Source organism: Edaphobacter aggregans DSM 19364, assembly GCF_000745965.1.
In the GTDB taxonomy this organism is placed as follows: domain Bacteria; phylum Acidobacteriota; class Terriglobia; order Terriglobales; family Acidobacteriaceae; genus Edaphobacter; species Edaphobacter aggregans.
The window spans coordinates 60,683-82,814 of sequence record NZ_JQKI01000028.1 but is presented as its reverse complement, the minus strand read 5'-3'; the positions used below and the strand labels follow the sequence as shown (position 1 = coordinate 82,814).

The window sequence follows — 22,132 nt, the reverse complement described above, 5'->3', positions numbered from 1 at the left end:
CTGCCGCCTTACTCGCCCGACCTCAACCCCATCGAGAAAGCCTGGGCTAAACTCAAACAACTCCTTCGCGCCACCAAAGCACGCGACCCCAAAGAGCTCGACCAGGCCATCACAGAAGCCTTGCCCAGGATCAACGCCCACAACGCCACAGCATGGTTCAGACTCTGCAATTACAGGGTGCAGCTACCTTGAATCCGCTCTAAAAGAGATATCCCCAGGTTTAGAGCCCGGGGATATGTGCTTATTTTTCAGTTATGTATATAGTCTAGCAAATTGGAGGTAATTAATCGGCAACTTGGATCCATTTTGTTTTCATGAGCTTGCCGGGATTGGGGCTTGACAGGATTTTGGCTGATTGGAACTCTTTGGCTGCGCGTGAAGTAGTGGCACTTCGGGCGAAATGCGGGGGTTCTTCGTTCGCCCCCACCCGAGGGCGGCGGGGTCTCGCTCAGAATGACGGGCTAAAAAAGTTCGGGCCTATGGGGTGGGGCGGATGGCCTTTACGGTGATCGCGTTGGGTTGGGCTCCGGCGGGGAGGATGGTGAATAGGGCGGCGCCCTGTTTGCCCTGAGTTCGGATGACTGCGACGTCGCCGGAGTACGCATCGGCGGCGAGCAGGAGGTGCTCGTCGGCGGAGAAGGCGAGGGCGTCGGGGCCGGAGCCGGTATGGACGGTGGCAACGAGCTGGCCGTCGTCGATGCTGTAGATGCTGATGAGGTCCGAGCCGAAGATGGAGACCCAGAGGGTGGAGTTGTCGCGAGTGACGATACCGTGGGTGGGTTTGGAGCCGATGAGATAGGTTCCGCCGACCTCGTTGGTCCAGGTGGAGATCTCGGAGATGGAGTCGGAGCCGAAGTTGGAGACGAAGATCTCGCCGCCGTCGGGCTTCATGGCGAGATGGACGGGGCTGAGGCCGACGTCGAGGAGAGTGAGGAGATGGTCGGAGGTGGCGGCGGGGTCCTGGCGGGCGGGCCAGGATCCGGGTTCGGCGGCGAGACTGATGGCCATAACTTGGTGGCCGCCGGAGCAGGCGATGAAGGCCTTGGAGGAGTCGGGCAATATGGCGATGTCGGTGGCTCCGGGGCATCCGGGGAAGGCGGCGCGGAGGCGGAGGGGCGGTCCGGGAGGCACAGCGGGATGGGCCGGAGGATTGGCAGCCGGGCCGTTCAGAACACCCGGTGCCGGAGCGCGGGAGCTGATGTAGGGGGCGGCACTGTAGACCGAGACGCTTCCGCTGCCGCGGTTGGAAACGACGAGCGAGCGCATGTCGGGGGAGATACGGGCGAGGCCGGGCTGCTCGCCGGCACCGGCGACAGCGATCTCGCGGCGCCGATCGAGGTCGATGACGCTGACGGAGTTGGAGCCGGAGTTGGCGACGTAGGCGCGGCCGCCCTGGGCGTCTATGCTGATGAAGTACGGCTGGCGGTGAACCCCGATGGTGGCGGCGACGGTGTTGGTGGCGGCGTCGATGACGGTAACGGTTCCGGACTGGGAGTTGACTGCGTAGACCTCGTTGCGGACGGGGTTTTCGGCGATTCCGGTGGGATTGTCGCCGACCCGTAGGGTGCGGTCCTGACGCAGGTTGACGAGGTCGAGAACGCTGACGGTGTTCGAGCCTCCGTTGGTGACATAGGCGAACTCACGGTATCCGGCGGGGACGTCGGGGAATCCGCCGCGGCGGCAGCCCGAGAGGGGCACAAGGGTGAGAAGAAGTACGCCGAGCGCGCTGGCCCGGAGACGATTGTTGGCTGTAGGCACTAGGAGCGAGTCTATCGGTGGGGGTTGTGGGGTCGCAAGCAGAGGGAGAGTGTTATGGAAAAATGCGGGTGGGCTGCGAAACCTTTCCAGTTAGGTCGGGTTCATGTGTGTGATGACGGGAGTTGCCAGATGGGGAGCTCTTGCATCGTCTGTAAATCCTTCTCGGACAACGAAGCTACGGTCTCTGTAGCTTCGTTGATTTTTTTTGAGGCGGGGATTTCGTCCGGATGACCACCTCAGCTGTGGGGTCGAGTGGTGCGGGCCCAGTTGCGGGCGATCCAGCCGAGGTAGCCGAGGTGGAGGGCGATAACGCCGGCGTAGACGAAGACCAGGTGGCGGTGGGCCATGGTGGAGAAGTCGAAGAAGGTCTGCCAGCTCATTGTGGTGTGCGGTCTCCGTTATTGCGGGGTTACTGTGGAGTCTCCAGAGAGGCGTCGAGGGCGAGAAGCGCGGCGTCCTGTTCGGCGAGTTGACGGCGCCGCTCGAGCGCGAAGCGGAAGCCGATGAGGAAGATTCCCATCATGGCCCAGCCGGCAAGGTTCCAGAGGACGGCGGGGAGCATGGCGGGGTCGAGGCTGCCTCCGTCGCCGAAGACGGGTGCGGGGTGCTGGGTGCGCCACCAGCGGATGGACATGAAGACGATGGGAACGTCGATTCCGGCGAAGACGGCTAGAACGGCGGAGAGGACTCCGACCTGGCCGGTGGGCGAGAAGCGGCGGAGCAGAAGGTAGCTGGCGTAGAGGAGCCAGAGGAGGAGCTCAGTGGTGAGGCGAGCGTCCCAGGTCCACCAGATTCCCCAGGCCGGCTTGCCCCAGAGCATGCCAGAGGCGAGGCAGATTCCGGCGTAGAGGACAGTGACCTCGGCGGAGGCGACGGCGAGTGCGTCGGCGGAGAGCGCCTTGAGGGGGTCACGACGGCGCCAGTAGAGGAAGGCCAACGAGGCTGCGAGATTGACGTAAGGGAAGACGAGGGACAGGATGGCGTGCGCTAGGTGGTAGTAGAAGATGCGCTGCAGATTGCCCATCGTGGCTTCGGTGGGAGCGAGGAAGATGGCCTGACGGAAGGCGACGACCAGCACGGCAACGGAGGCTGCAAACCAGAGCCAGGCGATGGCGCGGAGAGTGGAGGAGCGGGCCACGATAGGTTTTATTTTAGCGCGAAAAAGCGGGGTGGGTATGCGGTTGCGGCTGGGATTGTGGCTATGCCATCGAAAATGCAGGGTCCTTCGACACCGCAACGCTCCGCTCAGGATGACAATCCATCGTTTGATCAGGAGGCGTCAGGCTATTCGGCGTTGAGGATAGTCTCGAAGAAGAGGATCCCGGCGGTGGTGTAAATGATGTCGAAGCCTGCGAGCTGTGTGATCCAGGTGCGGATCTGGATGGGGTCGAGCTCGCCGGTGAGGACTCCGGTGGTCGCCTGGACCATCATGAGGACGGCGGGGATGGAGAGCGGGAGGAAGATGAGCGGGAGGAGGAGCTCGCGGTTGCGGGCGCGGAGGCCGAAGGCGGCGAAGAAGGTTCCGTTGACGACGAGAGCCCATGTTCCCAGCGGAAGGATGAGGGCGAGCAGCCAGGCGTTGCCGAGGACATGGAGGTTGAAGAAGACGACGAAGATGGGGGCCAGCACGGCTTCGACGAAGAGGACGAAGATCATGTTGGCGAGGACCTTGCCAAGGAAGAGAGCGGAGGCGGGCGAAGGGGCCATGCGCTGCGCCTCGAGGACCTGATTGCGCTGCTCGCGGGTCCAGGACTGGTTGAGCGCGGTCATCGAGGCGAAGAGTAGTCCGACCCAGAGGATGCCTCCGGAGATCTGGCGGGTGACGGTGGGATAGCCGGCGGGATCGAAGGCGATGGAGAAGACGACGACCACAAGCAGCACGAAGAAGAGCATGCCATTGATGGCGTCGCGGGAGCGCCACTCGAGCCGAAGGTCTTTGCGGAGATGGTCGAGGACGTAGCGGGCGTATCTCAACGCGGCTCTCCGGAAGGCGCTTTGGTGAGGTCGGCGAGCGTGGCCTGCGAGGCGCGCAGGTAGTCGGCTGGAGAGAGGATAAGTTGGAGGCCGCGGAGTCCGGCGGAGACGCTGATGACGTCGAAGATCTCGATGGTCTCGTCGGCGTAAGCGGGGAAGGGCTTGCGTGCGCCCATGACGGTGACTCCGCCGCGGATGTAGCCGGTGAGAGGCTCGACGTCTTTGAGGGAGGCAAGCTCGGTCTTCTTGGCTCCGGCGGCGTGGGCGAGTTTTTTTAGATCGAGCTCGGCGTCGCCGGGGATGACGGCGAAGAGGTGCTCGCCCGTGTTGGTGTGGGAGAGGAGAGTCTTGAAGACCTGTTCGGCGGGGAGACCGATCTTTCGGGCGACGGAGATGGCGGTAAGGTCTTCGAGATCGACCTCGTAGGCGCGAAGTTCGTAGGTGATGCCGAGGGAGTCGAGGAGGCGGGCGGCGTTTGTTTTCGTCGGCGTGCTGGTCTTCATCCGTTGGTTCCGGTGGTGTCGATGATCTGTCCCTGACGCATGGTGAGGGTGCGGTCGGCGAGTGGCTGGGCGAGAGAGGCTTGATGGGTGGTGAGGATGAGGGTGCGTGCGCCGCCGCCGGGAACGGGCCAGGTGCGGAAGTCGGCGAGAAGTTCGACGAGGTGGGAGGCGCTGTCGACGTCGAGGTTGGAGAAGGGCTCGTCGAGGAGGAGAAGCTCGGGATCTGTCTGGAGGACGCGGGCGAGGGAGGCTCGCTGACGCATGCCCTGCGAGTACTGGCCGACAGGACGCGTTAACGTGGGATCGAGGCCGACGGCGCGAAGGGCCATCTCGGGCGAGCCGACGCAGGCGCAGCCTTCACCGCGATGGAGGGTGGCGAAGTAGGTAAGGTTCTCCATGGCAGTGAGCTCGTCGTAGAGCATGGTGGCGTGGCTCATGTAGGCGATGCGGTGGCGATACTCGTGGGGCGAGCCGTCGAAGACCGTGGCTTTGCCGCGCGTGGGTGTGATGAGGCCCGCGACGACGCGCAGGAGAGTGGACTTGCCGGCGCCGTTTTCGCCGAGGATGACGGTGGACGAGCCGGACGGGAAGGTCACGGAGACGTTGCGCAGCGCGGCGAAGGAGCCGTAGAGCTTCGAGACCGAGTCGAGCGCCGCGGCGTCGGTTGCTGTTGCTTCGGCGCGGATTGGGGAGGCTGCAGACATTCGCTGACTACATGCGAGTATATGGCCGAGAGCGCGATTCCGTTCGGCTACGAGACGCTTCGCTCAGGATGCGCGAAGTGTCGCTGAGCACGCCGCTCGACGCAAATCGCGGGCTGTGACAGGTTCTTAGCGTGTTGCGGCCGGGAGAGCGGTTGCTGTTGTAGCGGGCGTCTGCTGGCCGGGCGCGGGCGCGTACTTGGAGGCGCACTTGGCCTGCAGCTGTGTGGCATGGAAGACGCCGTCGCGGCCGTAGGTTCCGATGGCGAGAGCCTGGGCGTCGTCCTTGAAGGTGTCGGGCGGAGGCTCGGAGCCGCGATAGGCGACGCGGAGGGTTCGGCCCTGCTCGAGGAGGGTGAAGCTGGCGTTGGTTCCGGCGCGCTCGATGGATCCGGGCGCGACGTTGCCGGCGACACGGAGGTGCCGAACGTAGGCTTTGTCGCCCATGCCCTGCAACTCGCCAATGGTGACGTAGTAGCTCTTGTTGTCGCGCACACCGGTTAAGGCGAGGTAGGCGACGGTCGCCAGGATGATGATGGAGGCGGCGACGATCTTCAGCGGGCTCTTCGATGGGGCAGGCATGGCGTCTCTCCTTATTATAAGTTATAAGGTTGAATCGGGTGGGAATACGCGATGTTTTCAGCGGATTTCCCCGGATTTGAAGGTGTGACGGCATGCAATTTGCTCCCCGGCGTTTTACCATAGAGAGATGAGCGAGGTTCTGGAACAGGAAGTCAAAGCGGGGGCGTCGCACGCCCAGAAGTACACGCGGAACAGTCCGTATCTGTCGAACGTGAACGTCAACTATCTCTTGACGGCGGAAGGCTCGGAGAAGGAGACGCGGCACGTCGAGCTGGCTCTGGAAGAGGGCATGACATATACGCCGGGCGATGCTGTGGGAATCATTCCGGAGAACCGGCCTGAGGCGGTTGAGGATGCGCTGAAGGTGCTCGGGTACAAGGGCGACGAGCGCGTTCTGGACCACTATAAGGTCGAGATTACGCTCGAAGAGGCTCTGCGGACGCGGCTTGGCATCGGCAAGCTGGCGCGCGGCAGCGTTGGGCAGTACGCGAAGCTGGCTCCGAATATCGAAGGGCTTCAGCTTATGACCGGTCCGGACAACCGCGCTCGCGCGGAGGAGTACTGCTGGGGCCGCGAGTTTGTTGATCTGGCGACTGATTTTCCCGGCGTGATCACGGATCCGCAGCAGTTGTTCAACGTGCTGCAGCGGCTGACGCCGCGGATGTACTCGATCTCGTCGAGCCAGAGGGTGCATCCGGACAGCGTGCACACCACGGTGCGCGTGATCCGTTATGACTCGCACGGACGCAGCAGGCAGGGCGTGGCGAGCGGACATATTGGCGATCGCGCGGGCGAGGGGCAGACGATGCCGATCTTTCTGCACTCGAACAACAACTTCCGGCTTCCGGAAGACTCGAACGCTCCGGTGATCATGGTTGGGCCGGGAACTGGAATTGCGCCCTTCCGGGCGTTTCTTGAAGAGCGTCAAGCTGACGGAGCGAAGGGCCAGAACTGGCTGTTCTTCGGCGAGCAGCGGGAGAAGATGGACTATCTCTATAAAGACCAGCTGCTGGGCATGGTGAAGGACGGCGTGCTGACGCATCTGCATACGGCGTTCTCGCGCGATCAGCACCACAAGGTTTATGTCCAGGACCGCATCCAGGAGAACTGCAAAGAGGTCTTCGAGTGGCTGGAGCGCGGAGCTTATTTCTATGTGTGCGGCGATGCGACGCGTATGGCCAAGGACGTGGAGAACGCTCTGCTGGATGCGATCGCCAAGGGCTCGAACGGCACGCTGGAACATGCTGCGGAGTACCTGGCGACGATGAAGAAGCAGAAGCGGTATCAGCGGGACGTCTACTAGGAGGGTGGGTACCCCCTCCCCCTCTGTTTTTTATTAAGTATTTATTTTCTATAATTTACTCGGTTTTTGTGGTGCAAAATATAGAAAACAGATGAGTTAACGGTCAAAATATTGAAAACAAAGGAAAAACCCCGCAGGTGATGCCCGCGGGTTTTTTTTCTTTTCTGATCTATATCCAGTATAGCGACTGGAAGGTAATTAATCGGCACATTATATTTCCTTTGCCATGAATAATTTGCATGGTTTTGGGGCTTGACAAGAATTTTCCACAGATATAAACGACTAATGTTGTCAAACCTGCATCCGTTGATTATCCGCCTTCATCTTATGAAGTGACTGACATGATTCAGTTCAATAAGGAGGATGAGATGAACGTTGTTGTTTACGGTGCAACTGGAAATTCGGGTTCGGAGATTGTGAAGGAGCTGGTCCGTCGCGGACATAAGGTGACGGGTGTGGCGCGGCATGTGGAGAAGCTGAAGGACCAGCCGGGCGTGACGGCGAAGACGGACCATCTTTCGAACGTGGACGCGATTGCGGCGGTGATCAAGGGCGCCGATGTGGTGGTCTCTGCATATCAGCCTCCGGCGGACAACACGGACGCTCTGGTGGATGTGACGAAGCGGCAGATCGAGGCGGTGAAGAAGGCCGGCGGACCGCGTCTGGTTGTGGTTGGCGGCGCGGGGCAGCTTGAGGTGGCTCCTGGGGTGACGGTGATCAAGTCAGGTCATCTTCCGCAGGAGTACATGCCGATTGCGCTCTCGCATGAGAAGGCGGCGCAGGTGCTGAAGGGGTCGGATATCAACTGGACGTATATTGCTCCGGCGGCCTTCTTTATTCCGGGCGAGCGGACGGGCAAGTATCGCACGGGTACGAACAACCTGGTGATGGATGGCAAGGGTGAGAGCAAGATCACGTTTGCGGATTATGCGATTGCTTTGGTGGATGAGATGGAGAAGCCGAAGCATGAGCGTGCTCTGTTCTCGGTTGGGTACTAAGAGTTCAGCACGTCGAAAAGAAAAGGGCGGCTCAGTTGAGCTGCCCTTTTCTTTATTCGGTTGAGTCTCTAGTTGACGTGTCTTACCTTCCGGCTATTCCCGGATTCTCGGAGAGATGCCTGTGCGATATCGATGGCGGCGTTGAGCTGCCTGGGGTCTGTGACTTCGATCCACCTATCTGCGGTTGCGACGATGACGGTCGGCGTGTGAAGAACACCGAGACGGGTTGCAAGCATGCAATCTGCCTGTACTTCGTTTGCGCAGCGGCCATCAGGATCAACGACAAAAGGGAGCTGCTGACTGTGCGCCTGAAACCAACTCCGCGTGAAGGCGAAGAGGTCATCACGGCTGCCGATCCGCGACTGGTTGGCAAAGACATCGCGTCGAAAGTCTTCAGCGATCTTCGGCGAGACGCGATCCTCGAGATAACGAGCGTTGATCGCAGCCGTGCGAGACCATGTATGGCTCGGAATGATGAAGTCGTGATGAACGCGGGGAATGTTATAGCGGCTCATCGCTGCCTGAACGACGGGGTAGGACTGCGCACAGAGGGGGCATTCCAAATCTTCGAATTCGATGATGGCCATCCTGGCCCCCGCGGGCGGTTTGAAGGTCGAGGTGTCCTTGAAGGGGGTTGCACCCGTCGGGGGGACCGCCGTTTGAGCAGCGAGATGAACCGTCAAAAAGAGGAACGCGGCAGAGCAGACGATACGCTTCATGGCAGCGATTATACCGATGGAATTAAGAGTCGCCCGTCGGTTAGACGCGGTGGTTGTCGGGGCGCCAGTTGGTGATGGCTTGTTTGATGGCTTTGGGCTCGAGTTCCTGGGTGAGGGCGCGGTGGGCGAGGGCGGCGACCTCTTCATCGGAGGCGAAGCGGAGGGCTACGAGCTGCCGGACGGTAAGCTCTTTGAGGTGGGGGCGCTCGTTGGCGGGGACGAGGGAGGCGAGGCGGAGGCGCTCTTCGAGGCGGATGATGCGGTCCTGCAGCTTGAGGTCGTTGATGCGGCACTTGAAGGCGAGGACGAGGAGGGCAAGCGCGACGATGATGGACCAGTGGCCGAGCCAGGGGTGCTCGTGGCGGAAGTGGACGGCGATGTAGATGGCGAACCCGAGGTTGATGATGAGGGCGGGGAAGACGAAGAAGTGCATGGATGGGTCGACGCGTCCATGGTTCTGGTAGTTCTGGGGGGCGGCCATTGGGGTCCTTTTCGTGGGGGATGCGGGATGAGGATAGCATGGGGGGAGTTGATGGGATGGCTGCGCGAACAGTGAATCGCTGCGTCCTTCGGACTTCGCTCAGGCCTTCGGCAGAGCGGTGCGCCGCGTTGCGGCGGAGCTTGAGAGACCCAAGGCTAAAGCCTTGGGGTACCTAGAAGCGCTTCGTGAGAAGCTCCACGCTCAATCGTTGAGTCGTCATTCCACTGCCTCGCTTGGGTTAGGCTGGAGGGATGGCGGCGAAGGCGAAGAAGAGAATTGGGGTTCATGTAGGGACGGCTGGCGGGGCGTGGACGGCGGTGGAGCGCGCGGTGGCGGCGGGGGCGAATACGTTTCAGATCTTTTCGTCGAGTCCGCGGATGTGGAAGGGCACGCCGGTGAAGGCTGCCGATGCGGTGAAGATGAAGGAGCTAAGGGCGAAGCATGATGTGGGGCCGGTGGCGATTCATGCGAGCTATCTGATCAATCTTTGCTCGCAGACGGAGAGCGTGAGGGAGAACTCGACGAAGGCGTTTCGGGGCGAGGTGGAGCGGGCGCTGGCGCTGGGCGCGGAGTTTCTGGTGCTGCATCCGGGGAGCTGGAAGGGGCTGACGCGGGAGGAGGGGCTGACGTATGCGGCGCGGTCGATCGAGCAGGCGATCGAGGGGATTGATTTCGCGGGAAAGGACTTCAGGATTCTGATTGAAAATACGGCGGGGGCGGAGTTCTCGCTGGGGGGCAAGCTGGAGCAGGTGGCGGAGCTGGTGGAGTGTCTGAAGGCGTGCGCTCCGGTGGCGGTGTGCCTGGATACGTGCCATGTGCATGTTTCGGGGTATGACATTGTGTCGGTGGACGGGTATATCGAGACGATGAAGCTGGTGGAGTCGACGGTGGGGTTTGAGGCGGTGAGGGTGTGGCACTGCAACGATGCGAAGGCGGCGATGGGCTCGAAGCTGGACCGGCATGAGCATATCGGCGAGGGGATGATCGGGGCGGAGGCTTTTCGGCGGCTGCTGCATGATGATCGGTTCGCGCACTGCGCGTTTATCGCGGAGACGCCGGTGGATTCGCCGGGTGATGAGGCGCGAAATGTCGGGGTGCTGCGGGCGTTGTCGGCGGGGTAGGGCCTCCTGGCAGGTTCACGTTTTTTTGTCAGTACGCATCTGAAGAAGGAGGTTAAGGAGGATGCGTTATGCCGGAAAAAGAGACAGTAGAACGGGCCAAGGAGGATCTGCGGGAAGGGAAGTCGCCATCGACCGCGGCCGGTGAGTTTGTTCACGAAGAGATTGAGCACGTTCGTGAGGGCAAGCATGGCGCACGTTCGGCAAAGCAGGCCATCGCGATTGGATTGAGCAAGGCGCGCAGAGCGGGGATTCCGCTGAAGCCGCCAGCCAAGGGTAAGACGAGCGAAGCGACGAGGAAGAGCGCGGAGCGGGAGTACGAGAAGGGTCAGTCCGGGAAACATGATGAGCCTTCGCCGCGCGCCTCGCGGGCTCGCGAGAAGGTGCTGGAGAAGGAGCCCCGTTCGGCGGCGTCGCATCGAGCGCTGTCGGCGCAGACGCGCTCGGCTGCAAAGCGGAGGAGCAAGGAAGATCGTCAGGCCGCAGCGAAGAAGGCGGTTCGGACGAAGGGCAAGAGCGGGCTGCGAGAGGCAGGGAAGAAGGCTGCGCGGACGCGCGCGGCGCATGGCCGCTAGCACGGCTTAGCTTAGCTTGGAGTTGCAGATAGCGCAGAAAGAACCTGCGTTTGCGGGTTCTTCTACGCTTTTGTGTGTCAGGGTTTTTGCGTCGGGCGGAGGTGGACTTCGCTGACGAAGGACTGTGGGGCCTGGGTGACGAGCATGGCTACGACGCGGGCTACGTCGGAGGGTTGGATCTTTTTGTCGGCGTTCTTGTCGCTGGTGGAGAAGCCGGTGTTGACCGAGCCGGGGGCGACGACGGAGACGCGGATGTTGTGGGGGCGGAGCTCTTCGGCAATGGAGTAGGTGAGGCCGTTGAGTCCCCACTTGGAGGCGGAGTAGGCGGCTCCGTTGGGGAGAGGGTTGTGGCCGGCGAGCGATGAGATGTTGACGATGTGGCCGGATTGCGCGGCGATCATGAGCGGGGCGAGGGCGCGGATCATGAGGTAGGGGCCACGGAGGTTGGTGCCCATGACGGTGTCCCAGTCGGAGGGGGAGAGCTCGACGAGGGGCTTGCCGAGGAGGCCGATGCCTGCATTGTTGACGAGGATGTCGCAGCGGCGGTGCTGGGTCTCGACGGTCTTTGCGAGGGTGGTGATGGAGGACTCGTCGAGGAGGTCGAGCTGGGCGATGTGTGCGGTGCCGCCGGTGGTTTGGATCTCCTGCTGGACTTGTTGGAGGCGGGCTTTGTCGCGGGCGGCGAGGAGGACGGTGGCCCCCATGGAGGCAAGTTGTTTGCTGATGGCTGCACCGATGCCGCGCGCGGCTCCGGTGACGACTGCGAGCTGGCCTTTGAGTTCTTCGGTCATGTGAGGTTGGACGCTTCAGGTGAAGAGTTCGGTGTCGATGAAGTCGTTGCGGAACTTGCCGGTGGGGTCGTACTGCTTGATGAGGGATTTGAAGTCGTTCATGCGCGGGTAGAGTTGGGTGAGGCGTGCGCCTTTCATGGCGAAGAGCTTGGCCCAGTGAGGGCGCGGGTTGAAGGGAGCGAGTTTTTCTTCGATGGCGGGGAGGAGTGTTTGCACGGCGGGCCACTCGGGCTTCCAGGTGAAGTGGATGGCGAGGGAGTCGCGCTGATGGGCCATGCTGAGCCAGAGGTTGTCGGCGGCGATGGTGCGGAGCTCGGTGACGAAGAGGTGTGGGGTGATACGGTCGCGGAGGGTCTCGACGGCGGAGATGGCGGCGAAGGCGTGGTCGCGGGGGACGAAGTACTCGGTCTGGAGCTCGGCGCCGCTGGAGGGGGTGAAGTTCATCTTGAAATGGGGCAGGCGTTCGTACCAGGGGCCGGGGACGTTCCTCTGCGGAGTGCAGTTGACGGCGTCGAGCGCGGGGATGGGGTGGAGGTCGCGGGTGGCGAGCTTTGCGTTGTAGAAGAGGGCGGGGGTGTCGAGGGTTTGGCCGGGCTGGACTCGGCGCTTGAGCCAGAGTTCTGTGCCGCGGTGATTTTGCCAGTTGGTGAAGAGGCTGACGCTATAGCCGGCGGAGAAGATGTCGTCGAAGTGATGCTCGAGCTCGGCGAAGGGGAGGTCGAGGTAGACGGTCTGGGCGACCTGGTAGGTGGGTTCGAGGTCGAGGGTGACGCTCGTGACGACGCCGATGCAGCCGAGGTGGACGACGGAGCCGAGGAAGGCGTCGCCGTCGCGGGCGCGGGAGAGGCTGTGGACGGTGCCGTCGGCGGCGACGAACTGGAGGGCGGAGACGGCGGAGGAGAGGTTCTGGTTGTGGATGCCGGAGCCATGGGTGGCGGTGGCGGTGGCTCCAGCGACGGAGATGTGGGGGAGAGAGGCGAGGTTGTGGAGGGCGAAGCCTTTGGCGTCGATGACAGGGGCGAGGTCGCCGTAGCGGACGCCGGCGCCGACGGTGACGGTGCGGGATTTTTCGTCGAGGGTGATCTGGTTGAGGTTGTGGAGGGAGACCTGGGCCTGGGTGCTGTCGGCGATGGTATTGAAGGAGTGTCGGGTGCCGAGGGGGCGTAATTTCGTACAACTTTTTACGATCTTCTGGGTTTCCTCAAGAGTTTTCGGTTCATAGAGGCGGTCGGTGTGAAAGGTCTGGTTTTCGGCCCAGTTGGTTCGCGGATTGGCTTTCTGCTGAGGCATGGCGAAGCGTGAGAGAAGGCTTCCGGAGAGGATGGTGCCGGTGCCTTTGAGGAACTCGCGTTTGTTCATGGTCGACCTTATCTCAGTAGATTGGCGCCGGGGCCAATTCAGGGTCACGTTTTCCGGGCCGATCGTACGCGAACACTGTAGAGACTTGGTAGGCGATACACAAGTTCTGACACGACATAGGGGAACGATGCGGAAGCATGTGGCGGTTGGATTGGTGGCGCTGATGACTGCTTTGGCTGGAGCGCAGACGACGGCGGGGAATGCGCCGGCGGAGGTGATCGCGAATGGCGGATTGATTCACACGATACTGGCGGCGCCTGTGGTGGGGCAGCCGTATTCGGCGGTGCAGGTGCAGAGGATGAAGAGGGTTTTGGCGGATGGGACGACCATCTCACGCCAGGGGCATCATGCGGTGGCTCGGGATTCGGCGGGAAGAGTGCGGGTTGAGCGGCGAATGGAGAGGGCGCAGAATGGCCAGCCGGAGACGGTGATGGTGTTTGTGCTCGATCCGGTGGCTCATACGATGATGATCTGGACGACGGGTGCGAAGACGAGGAAGGTAGCGGAGCTGATCCGGCTTCCGGAGCAGAAGAAGGATGCGGCGAAGACGGTAGACGCGCAGGCGCGGCCGGCGGATGACGGACGGCCGCAGCCGGTGGTGACGACGGAAGACCTGGGGACGGATACGCTTGACGGGCTGCCGGTGACAGTCGCGAAGATGCCGACGGTAGTTCCGGCAGGGCGGGCGGGCAATGATGCTCCGATTACGAAGACGCATGAGGTTTGGACATCGCCGGATATGAAGCTGGTGATGAAGGAGCAGTGGGAGGACCCGAGGACTGGTGTACGGACGGTGGAACTGGATCAGTTTTCGCGGGCGGAGCCGGATGCGGCGCTGTTTCGGGCGCCGGCGGGTTACTCGGTTAAGGACATCAAGCAGACGCTAAAAGAGCTCGAAGAGAAGCTGGACCAGATGCAGAACTAGCCGCGAACGAGGCGAATCTGCAGCTTCGGCGCTCGTTTCTTTACAATCAAGAGATATGGCTGAGATTGTGAAGAACGAGAGCGAGCGCCAGGCGCGGTATAGCCCGGCGGAGATCGAACCGAAGTGGCAGGCGCGGTGGGACGCCGATCCTGCGTTGTATGCGGCGGGCGGCCACGACGAAGGGAAGCCGAAGTTTTATTGCCTGGAGATGCTGCCGTATCCGAGCGGGCAGCTGCACATGGGGCATGTGCGGAACTATGCGATCGGTGATGCGCTGGCCAGGTACATGTGGATGCGCGGGTACAACGTGCTGCACCCGATGGGATGGGATGCGTTCGGGTTGCCGGCGGAGAATGCGGCGCTCAAGAACGACACTCCTCCGCGGGAGTGGACGTTGCAGAATATTGCGGCGATGAAGCAGCAGATGCGGCGGATGGGGCTGAGCTACGACTGGTCGACCGAGGTGACGACGTGTCTGCCGGACTACTACCGGTGGAATCAATGGTTCTTCGTGAAGATGTTCGAGAAGGGGCTGGCGTACCGGAAGAAGAGCAAAGTGAACTGGTGCCCGGCCTGCCAGACGGTGCTGGCGAATGAGCAGGTGGTGAATGGCCGCTGCTGGCGGCATGAAGACACGATCGTCGAGCAGCGCGATTTGACGCAGTGGTTTTTGCGAATCACGAAGTATGCGGATGAGTTGCTGGACGGGCTCGAGAAGCTGGAGGGATGGCCGGAGAAGGTCCGCACGATGCAGCGGAACTGGATCGGGCGGAGCGAGGGCGCTCTGGTGGACTTTGCGGTGGAGGGTGGTGCTAGTAAAAAAGCAACCGCAGATCCTTCGACTCCGCTGCGCTCCGCTCAGGATGACACTTGTGACTTGATTACAGTTTTTACGACGCGAGTGGATACGATCTTTGGGGCGACTTCGGTGCAGTTGGCTCCGGAGCATGCGGTGGCGAAGGCGTTTGCTGCGCAGGATGCGGAGCTGGCCGGCAAGATCGAGGCTCTGTTTGCGGAGCAGCAGAAGGCGCGTGAAGCAGATGAGTTGGGAGCGATTGAGAAGCATGGCGTGAACACCGGGCGGTTCGCGGTGAATCCGTTCAACGGCGAGCGTGTGCCGATCTGGGTGGGGAACTACATCCTGGCGGACTATGGCACGGGCGCGATCATGAGTGTTCCTGCGCATGATGAGCGCGACTTCGAGTTTGCTACGAAGTATGGGCTGGTGTTGAAGCGTGTGATCGCCCGTAAAGATGGCGAGGAGCCGGAGCTGCCGTTTACGGCTGAAGACGATGGCGTGCTGATCGACTCGGGCGAGTGGACGGGGCTGAGCTGCGTTGAGGCGCAGCAGAAGATGGCTGCGTTCGCGAAGGAGAAGGGGTTTGGCGAGCCGACGGTGACGTACCGGTTGAAGGACTGGGGCGTGAGCCGGCAGCGGTACTGGGGCACGCCGATTCCGATGGTGTACTGCGAGAACGGTCATGCGGGTGTTGAGCCCGGTGGCGTGGTTGCGTTGCCGGAGAGTGCGCTGCCAGTGATGTTGCCGGAGCAGGTGGAGATTACGCAGGAGGGTGGGTCGCCGCTCGGGAAGATTGCGGAGTTTTTGCATACGACTTGTCCGGTGTGCGGCGGGCCTGCGCGGCGCGAGACGGACACGATGGACACGTTCGTGGACTCGAGCTGGTACTTCTATCGCTACACGGATGCGAAGAACGACCGGGCCCCGTTTGCGCGCGACAAGGCGAACTACTGGTTCCCGATCGATCAGTACATCGGCGGCGTGGAGCATGCGATTCTGCACCTGATCTACTCGCGTTTCTGGACGAAGGTGATGCGCGACCTGGGGATGGTGAAGAACGATGAGCCTACGGAGCGGCTGTTTACGCAGGGCATGGTGATCAAGGACGGCGCGAAGATGTCGAAGTCGAAGGGCAACGTTGTTTCGCCCGATGACATGATTGCGCGCTATGGCGCGGATGCGACGAGGATGTATGCGCTGTTTGCGGCGCCGCCGGATCGTGACCTGGAGTGGCAGGAGGAGGGCGTTGCTGGTGTGAGCCGCTTTTTGAGCAGGGTGCATCGGCTTGCGACGAAGTATTCGCAGGTGACGCGAGAGGCTGCGGCCTTGAATGGCGGCAAGAGTACGAAGGTGGAGCAGCAACTTCTGCGCAGGCTGCACCAGGCGATTGCGAAGATGACGCTGGACTTCAGCGGGCGTTGGCACTTCAACACGTCGATTGCGGCGATCATGTCGCTGATCAACGAGATTGTTGCTGCGGAGGCGGCGATCGATGCGGGCGAGGTCTCGCCGGGGGCAGTAGCGGAGATATTCCGCAACCTGATCCTGATGCTGGCTCCGTTCGCTCCGTTCTTTGCGGCGGAGATGTGGGAGGAGATCGGCGGGGATGGTGTTGTGTTTCGCACGGCGTGGCCGGTGGCCAACGAGGAGCTTGCGCGCGAGGATGAGATTGAGATTCCGGTGCAGGTGAACGGCAAGCTGGTGAACGTGGTGAAGGTGCCGGCCGGCAGCGACGAGGAGACAGTGAAGGCCGCGGCGCTGGCGGATGAGAAGGTGAAGGCGCGCGTTGCGGGCAAGACGGTCGTGAAGGTGATCGTGGTGCCGGGCAAGCTGGTCAACCTTGTGGTGAAGTAGTGGAACGACTGCGTGAAGGCGGGATCGTCTCTGCGGCGGATGGTTCGGTGCGCGGGACGCAGTCGTTTGTCCACACGCTGTCGGAGTGCTGGAGGCGGCCTTCGCTGACGGCGCTTGAGGTGCTGTGGCGGTGGGCGTTCGGCATTCCGGCGTTGCTGCTGCTGTGGAAGGTTGGGGCGCGGATTCTGGCGGAGACACCGCTGAATATGGCGGCGCTGCGGGCGATGACGGTGACGAATCCGCTGCGGGCTTCGGAGACGCTGGCGGAGGCGATGGCTCTATTGCTGCCGGCGGTGAACAAGGTGGCGGTATGGCTGGCGCCGCTGCTTCTAGGGAGCTGGGTTGTTTGGTCGTCGCTGGGCAGGACGGTGGTGCTGCGGCGCGTAGACAGCAGCCTGCACGCGCGGCCGCTGACGTTGATGGTGCTGCAGGCGATTCGTGTGTTGGCTCTGGCGGGCAGCTTTGCGGTGTGGTTCGTTTGCCTGCAATGGGCGGCGAGCACGACGGTGACCGCTCCGCTGGAGCGTGGCAGCGAGCCGAATTTGGTGGGTTATTTTGCTCTGGCCATCGTCTCGACCTTGGGACTGTTTACGTTGTGGGCGGTGGTGAGCTGGGTGTTGAGTGTGGCTCCGTTGCTGGCGATGCTGCGCAACGTTGGCGTGGGGGCGAGCCTGCGGGCGGCGTTTCGCCTGGGGCCGCTGAAGAGCAAGCTGGTGGAGATCAACCTGGTGATGGGGATCGTGAAGATTGCCCTGATGGTGCTGGCGCTGGTGTTTTCGGCGACGCCGCTGCCGTTTGAGAGCGTGACGACGCCGGAGTTCCTGTGGTGCTGGTGGATCGGGGTGGCGGTGTTCTATTTTGTGGCGTCGGATTTCTTTCACGTGGCGCGGCTGGTGGGGTATCTCCAACTTTGGCGCGCGTACGAGAGGCCTGTGGAGCGGCAGCGCTGAGGCTGTTGCGTGGGGCGCAGGCGACGGCGACGTGCCCATTTACACTGGATAGGTGGATACCTCTACGATCGTCATTCTGGATTTTGGATCGCAGTATACGCAGCTGATTGCGCGACGGATCCGTGAGTTCAATGTGTTTTCCGTCGTGCTGCCTTGCACGACTTCGCTGGATGAGATTCGGGCGCTGAAGCCGAAGGGGATTATTCTTTCGGGCGGGCCGAGCTCGGTGTACGACGGCGATGCTCCGGCGGCCGACCCGGCGGTGCTGGCGATGGGTGCGCCGGTGCTGGGGATTTGCTATGGGTTGCAGTTCATCACGCATCATCTTGGCGGCAAGGTTGAGTCTGCGCCGGCGCGCGAGTACGGGCACGCGCAGGTGAGCGTAGTGGCCGAGACGCCGCTGTTTCGCGGGCTTCCGCAGACGATGGATGTGTGGATGTCGCATGGCGACGAGGCGAAGGCCCTGCCGGAGGGATTTCGGCTGACGGCGAAGACTTCAAATGCGGTTGCGGGAATTGCGGACGAGGCGCGCGGGATCTGGGCGGTGCAGTTTCATCCTGAGGTGGCGCATACGCGGCAGGGCATGGAGCTGCTGAAGAACTTCTGCCTGGAGATCTGCGGGGCGAAGCAGGACTGGACGCCGGAGCACTTCATTCAGTCGACGGTGGAAGGGATTCGCAGGCAGGTGGGCGATGGCCATGCGATCTGCGGGCTGAGCGGGGGCGTGGACTCGTCGGTTGCGGCGGTTTTAGTGGCGAAGGCGATCGGAGACAGGCTGACGTGCATCTTCGTGAACAACGGCGTGCTGCGCAAGGACGAGTTTGCGAAGGTGCAGCGCACGATGCGCGAGGGGCTGGGGCTGAACGTCGTTGCGGTGGATGCAGGCGAGCGGTTTCTGACGAAGCTGGCGGGTGTGACCGATCCGGAGCAGAAGCGGAAGATCATCGGCAACGAGTTTATTGCGGTCTTCGACGATGAGGCAGCGCGGATTGTGGCGGCAGAGAAGGGCGCCGGTGAAGAGGTGGCGTGGCTGGTGCAGGGGACGCTGTATCCGGACGTGATCGAGTCGTCGAGCGTGCATGGGCCGTCGCACACTATCAAGAGCCATCACAATGTGGGCGGGCTTCCGGCGGACATGAAGCTGAAGCTGATTGAGCCGCTGCGCGATCTGTTCAAGGACGAGGTGCGGAGGATTGGGCGCGACCTGGGGATGCCGGCGGAGATTCTGGAGCGGCAGCCGTTTCCGGGGCCGGGGCTTGCGGTGCGGATTCTGGGCGAGGTGACGGCGGATCGCGTGACGCTGCTGCAGGAGGCTGACGACATTGTGGTCTCGGAGATCAAGGCGGCGGGGTTGTACCGGAAGGTGTGGCAGAGCTTTGCGGTGCTGCTGCCGGTGAAGAGCGTGGGCGTGATGGGCGACCAGCGGACGTATGCGTACACGTGCGCGATCAGGGCGGTGGAGTCGGAGGACGGGATGACGGCGGACTGGGCTCCGCTGCCGTACGAGGTTCTGCGGACGATCTCGAGCCGGATTGTGAGCGAGGTTCGGGGGATCAACCGCGTGGTGTACGACATTACGTCGAAGCCTCCGGGGACGATCGAGTGGGAGTAACCCTCTCCCTTCGTTTTTGTGCAAAGTGTTTTTGCGGTGTTGCGGTGTTATGGCTGAGAGTGCTTAACGGTTCCTGTGCAGAAGATTGTGGCCAGGGAGGGAAGGTATACCCCAAAAGTTGTACTCAAAAGAGTGACGAATTTCATGTACCTCCGGGTTGACTTATGCGTCTACATCAGCGAGACTTCAGAATAAGTTTGCCCATGATTCGACAGAAAGCCATCTCGTACAGGTTGTTGCTCACGGCGATCTTCGCCGGACTGAATCTGTTGTGCTTTATGGGAATCATGCACGGCCGCCACGTCGTGCAGCACACCCGGGTGAACTACTCGCATATTCCGGCGAACGGCCCGCGCCGGGCCGGTGAGCGCAGCGGGCGCGAGAGCGTGGTTGCCGCGATCGACGCGGTGATCGATCATGCCGTGGTCGACCATCTGTCGAAGGCGGCGCTCTCGATGAGCGTAGCCGCCGGGCCTGCCGCGGGCGCTCAGGTTGCCGTGGCGACCGCCTCGTTGGTACTGCCTGCACCGGAAGACCGGACGGAGCCGCTGGCGCAGGAGAATGTGCTGGCTCTGGGAAGCGCGCCTCGTGCTCCCGGACTTGGCCGCGGTCCTCCTCTCTCCTAAAGAACTCTCCCATCGCAAAACTGAATTGTGCACTGAGGTCGAGGTGTCTTTGGCTTGCTGAAGACATCGGGGCAAAGGTTTCTCTAAGGGCCTGCATCCCGGATATTGGTGTACCTGCTTTTGGCGACGACTGACGATTGCGCTGCGGTGAACGCGGGCGCGACGCACGGAGAAGACTATGCAGCGACTGATAGATGGGTACGCGCGGTTTCGCGCGAAGGTGTATCCGCAGCACTCGAAGCTGTTCGAGAGGCTGGCGAAGGGGCAGCAGCCGCAGGCGTTGTTTATCTGCTGCTCGGACTCGCGGGTGATGCCGGAGATGATGATGCAGTGCGATCCAGGCGATCTGTTTCCGTGCAGGAATGCGGGGAACCTGGTTCCTCCGGCGACGGAGACGAACAGCGGCGTGGCGGCGACGGTGGAGTATGCGATCCGGGTCCTGAAAGTGGCGGATGTCGTCGTGTGCGGGCATTCGGACTGCGGGGCGATGAAGGCGATTCTCGAGAAGGAGCAGCTGGAGTCGCTGCCGATCGTGCGGTCATGGCTGGAGCATGCGGGGCCGTCGTCGAAGTGGCTGACGCGGACGCTGAAGGGAGCGACGTCGATGACTTTTGAGGAGCGTCTGCAGGCGGTGACGGAGGCGAACGTGATTGCGCAGATGCAGAACCTGAAGACGCATCCGGCTGTGGATGAGGCGTTGAAGAAGGGAACGATTGGATTACACGGGTGGATGTACGACATTGCGAGCGGCAACATTCGCCGCTTCGACCCACAGCTGGGAGCGTTTTGCGCGCTGCTGGCGGATGGTCCGTCGTCGGCTCCGGTCGAGGCGAAACAAGAACTCAAGATTGCCTAAGGAAGGGAAAAGCTATGTCGATCGTGATGAGTCCTGAAAAGAATGAGAAAAAGAGTGAGACGAGTCTGAAGTCGGGCTCGTTGATGAAGGACCTCTCCGCGTCGTTGGTTGTGTTTCTTGTGGCGCTGCCGCTTTGCATGGGGATTGCGCTGGCGTCGGGGATGCCCCCGGCGGCGGGGCTGGTGACGGGAATCATCGGCGGACTTGTGGTTGGGTTTATTGCTGGCCAGCCGCTGCAGGTGAGTGGGCCTGCGGCGGGGTTGGCAGTGATCGTGTTTGAGCTGGTGCGGGAGCATGGCGCGGCGTCGCTGGGGCCGATCCTGATGATCGCGGGCGCGGTGCAGCTGGTGGCCGGGCTGCTGAAGACGGGCCGGTGGTTCCGGGCGATCTCGCCGGAGGTGATCCACGGGATGCTGGCCGGCATCGGCGTGCTGATCGTGATCCAGCAGTTCCACGTGGTGCTGGACCGGTCGCCGGAGCACAGCGGGCCGGCGAACATCATGGCGATGTGGGGCGCCGTGTTTGGCGGGGTGTTTCCGCTGAACGGGAGCAAGGAGGAGTCGGCGGCGCTGGTGGGTTTAGTGACGATGGCGGTGATGATCCTGTGGGAGAGGTTCCGTCCGGCGAAGCTGAGGCTGGTTCCGGGAGCGCTTCTGGGGATCGGCGTGGCGACGACGATGGCGCAACTGATGGGGATGAATGTGAACCGGGTGAAGGTTCCGGAAAACCTGATGCAGATGATCTCGCTGCCGAGCATGAGCTCGATCGAAGGGCTCTCGCTTTCGACGATGGTGGGAACAGCACTGGCGCTGGCGTTTATCGCGAGCGCGGAGACGCTGCTCTCGGCCGCCGCGGTGGACCAGATGCAGACGCGCGCGAAGACGGACTATGACCGCGAGCTGGCGGCACAGGGCGTGGGAAACATGCTGTGCGGGCTGGTGGGAGCGCTGCCGATGACGGGCGTGATTGTGCGCAGCTCGGCGAACGTGCAGGCGGGCGCGGAGACGAGGAAGTCAGCGATTCTGCATGGAGTGTGGATGCTGCTTGCTGTGGTGGCATTCGCTTCGGTGCTGCGAATGATTCCGACGGCGAGCCTGGCAGCTGTGCTGATCTTCGTCGGCATCAGGCTGGTGAAGCCGGCGGACGTGAAGAAGCTGGCGCGCTTCGGCAAGTTCCCGGTGCTGATTTACTTCGCTTCGATGCTGACGATCGTCGCGACGGATCTGCTGACGGGCGTGATGGTCGGAGTGGGGCTGTCGCTGATGCGGCTGCTGTATACGGTGACGCATCTTGAGACCCACATCGAGGAACAGGAGGGCGAGACCCACGTGCACCTGCTGGGAGTGGCCACCTTCCTGGCGATTCCACGGATCGCGCATGCGCTGGACGCGGTGAAGACGGAGAAGGCGGTACATATCCACTGCGCCCATCTGCGGTACATCGATCACGCCTGCATCGAGGTGATCGAAAGCTGGGCGGAACGGCGCGAGGAGAACGGCCAGGAGATCCACGTCTCGATGGAGAAGCTGCACATGCGCTACCGGGCGCGTGTGAGCGAGACGGTGACTTAGGGATTGATTTTTCGCAAGAGCGGGGCTGCAATCCCGTCGGCCCCGCTCCTTTTTTTCCCAAAGTTTTTTCCGGGTGG

At 62.1% G+C, this 22,132-nt stretch carries 22 protein-coding genes and 1 pseudogene; 12 read left to right on the top strand and 11 right to left on the bottom strand.

The window, feature by feature from the left end; genetic code table 11:
- Positions 1–76 (top strand): annotated as a pseudogene (locus tag Q363_RS46215) (transposase); the annotation flags it as partial.
- Between the two features lie 401 nt (positions 77–477).
- Here Q363_RS46215 and Q363_RS14010 read toward each other — a convergent pair.
- From Q363_RS14010 to Q363_RS13985, 7 genes are all read right to left on the bottom strand, one after another.
- On the bottom strand, positions 478–1,758 hold the full coding sequence (locus Q363_RS14010; RefSeq protein ID WP_157466856.1) for a YncE family protein: 1,281 nt from the start codon (positions 1,756–1,758) through the stop codon (positions 478–480).
- Positions 1,759–1,994: 236 nt separating this feature from the next.
- Positions 1,995–2,138, bottom strand: coding sequence for a hypothetical protein (locus Q363_RS42025; RefSeq protein WP_169746986.1), 144 nt, complete (start codon positions 2,136–2,138; stop codon positions 1,995–1,997).
- 29 nt (positions 2,139–2,167) lie between these two features.
- Positions 2,168–2,896: a cytochrome c biogenesis protein CcsA gene (ccsA, locus tag Q363_RS14005; protein ID WP_051978755.1), complete on the bottom strand. Its 729-nt coding sequence runs from the start codon at positions 2,894–2,896 to the stop codon at positions 2,168–2,170.
- A 146-nt stretch (positions 2,897–3,042) separates the two neighbouring features.
- Positions 3,043–3,732, bottom strand: coding sequence for a heme exporter protein CcmB (locus tag Q363_RS14000; protein WP_035351136.1), 690 nt, complete (start codon positions 3,730–3,732; stop codon positions 3,043–3,045).
- Positions 3,729–4,235: a Cys-tRNA(Pro) deacylase gene (gene ybaK / locus Q363_RS13995; protein ID WP_035351133.1), complete on the bottom strand. Its 507-nt coding sequence runs from the start codon at positions 4,233–4,235 to the stop codon at positions 3,729–3,731. Before ybaK ends, Q363_RS14000 begins: the two co-directional genes overlap by 4 nt.
- Positions 4,232–4,939 (bottom strand): ABC transporter ATP-binding protein, encoded by a 708-nt coding sequence (locus Q363_RS13990; protein WP_035351132.1) that lies wholly within the window; start codon positions 4,937–4,939, stop codon positions 4,232–4,234. Before Q363_RS13990 ends, ybaK begins: the two co-directional genes overlap by 4 nt.
- A 126-nt stretch (positions 4,940–5,065) precedes the next feature.
- Complete coding sequence (locus tag Q363_RS13985; protein WP_035351131.1) at positions 5,066–5,518, bottom strand: cytochrome c maturation protein CcmE; 453 nt, start codon at positions 5,516–5,518, stop codon at positions 5,066–5,068.
- A gap of 127 nt (positions 5,519–5,645) precedes the next feature.
- Between Q363_RS13985 and Q363_RS13980 the strand changes: the two genes are divergently transcribed.
- Positions 5,646–6,821, top strand: a complete 1,176-nt coding sequence (locus Q363_RS13980; protein WP_051978754.1) for a diflavin oxidoreductase — start codon at positions 5,646–5,648, stop codon at positions 6,819–6,821.
- A 368-nt stretch (positions 6,822–7,189) separates the two neighbouring features.
- A complete protein-coding gene (locus Q363_RS13975; protein WP_035351171.1) occupies positions 7,190–7,819 on the top strand; it encodes an NAD(P)-dependent oxidoreductase in 630 nt (209 codons plus the stop codon).
- Between the two features lie 68 nt (positions 7,820–7,887).
- Here the strand turns inward: Q363_RS13975 and Q363_RS13970 are convergent, their stop codons facing one another.
- Positions 7,888–8,538, bottom strand: a complete 651-nt coding sequence (locus Q363_RS13970) for a DsbA family protein (RefSeq protein WP_035351129.1) — start codon at positions 8,536–8,538, stop codon at positions 7,888–7,890.
- Between the two features lie 40 nt (positions 8,539–8,578).
- Positions 8,579–9,019, bottom strand: coding sequence for a DUF6526 family protein (locus tag Q363_RS13965; protein ID WP_051978753.1), 441 nt, complete (start codon positions 9,017–9,019; stop codon positions 8,579–8,581).
- Positions 9,020–9,270: 251 nt separating this feature from the next.
- Here Q363_RS13965 and Q363_RS13960 point away from each other — a divergent pair, with 251 nt between their 5' ends.
- Both Q363_RS13960 and Q363_RS13955 read left to right on the top strand, forming a co-directional pair.
- Positions 9,271–10,140 carry a deoxyribonuclease IV gene (locus tag Q363_RS13960; protein WP_035351127.1) on the top strand — a complete coding sequence of 290 codons (870 nt, stop codon included), beginning with the start codon at positions 9,271–9,273 and terminating at the stop codon, positions 10,138–10,140.
- 68 nt (positions 10,141–10,208) lie between these two features.
- Complete coding sequence (locus Q363_RS13955) at positions 10,209–10,712, top strand: hypothetical protein (protein WP_035351126.1); 504 nt, start codon at positions 10,209–10,211, stop codon at positions 10,710–10,712.
- A 77-nt stretch (positions 10,713–10,789) separates the two neighbouring features.
- Here Q363_RS13955 and Q363_RS13950 read toward each other — a convergent pair whose 3' ends face one another.
- Together Q363_RS13950 and Q363_RS13945 are read right to left on the bottom strand one after the other, a co-directional pair.
- The gene (locus Q363_RS13950; RefSeq protein WP_035351125.1) at positions 10,790–11,503 is read right to left on the bottom strand and encodes an SDR family oxidoreductase; all 714 of its coding nucleotides are present in this window, start codon (positions 11,501–11,503) and stop codon (positions 10,790–10,792) included.
- A gap of 15 nt (positions 11,504–11,518) precedes the next feature.
- Positions 11,519–12,862: an FAD-binding protein gene (locus tag Q363_RS13945; RefSeq protein WP_035351124.1), complete on the bottom strand. Its 1,344-nt coding sequence runs from the start codon at positions 12,860–12,862 to the stop codon at positions 11,519–11,521.
- Positions 12,863–12,989: 127 nt separating this feature from the next.
- Here Q363_RS13945 and Q363_RS13940 point away from each other — a divergent pair, with 127 nt between their 5' ends.
- From Q363_RS13940 to Q363_RS13910, 7 genes are all read left to right on the top strand, one after another.
- On the top strand, positions 12,990–13,787 hold the full coding sequence (locus Q363_RS13940) for a hypothetical protein (protein ID WP_035351122.1): 798 nt from the start codon (positions 12,990–12,992) through the stop codon (positions 13,785–13,787).
- A 55-nt stretch (positions 13,788–13,842) separates the two neighbouring features.
- Positions 13,843–16,440 (top strand): leucine--tRNA ligase, encoded by a 2,598-nt coding sequence (gene leuS, locus Q363_RS13935; protein WP_035351120.1) that lies wholly within the window; start codon positions 13,843–13,845, stop codon positions 16,438–16,440.
- On the top strand, positions 16,440–17,390 hold the full coding sequence (locus tag Q363_RS13930) for a hypothetical protein (RefSeq protein WP_245632217.1): 951 nt from the start codon (positions 16,440–16,442) through the stop codon (positions 17,388–17,390). The genes leuS and Q363_RS13930 overlap by 1 nt, the downstream gene beginning before the upstream one ends.
- A gap of 52 nt (positions 17,391–17,442) precedes the next feature.
- Positions 17,443–19,002: a glutamine-hydrolyzing GMP synthase gene (gene guaA / locus Q363_RS13925; RefSeq protein ID WP_035351117.1), complete on the top strand. Its 1,560-nt coding sequence runs from the start codon at positions 17,443–17,445 to the stop codon at positions 19,000–19,002.
- A gap of 203 nt (positions 19,003–19,205) precedes the next feature.
- Positions 19,206–19,628: a hypothetical protein gene (locus tag Q363_RS13920; protein ID WP_035351115.1), complete on the top strand. Its 423-nt coding sequence runs from the start codon at positions 19,206–19,208 to the stop codon at positions 19,626–19,628.
- 178 nt (positions 19,629–19,806) lie between these two features.
- Positions 19,807–20,484, top strand: coding sequence for a carbonic anhydrase (locus tag Q363_RS13915; protein WP_035351112.1), 678 nt, complete (start codon positions 19,807–19,809; stop codon positions 20,482–20,484).
- 14 nt (positions 20,485–20,498) lie between these two features.
- Positions 20,499–22,055, top strand: coding sequence for a SulP family inorganic anion transporter (locus Q363_RS13910; protein ID WP_245632216.1), 1,557 nt, complete (start codon positions 20,499–20,501; stop codon positions 22,053–22,055).
- Positions 22,056–22,132: the final 77 nt, after the last annotated feature.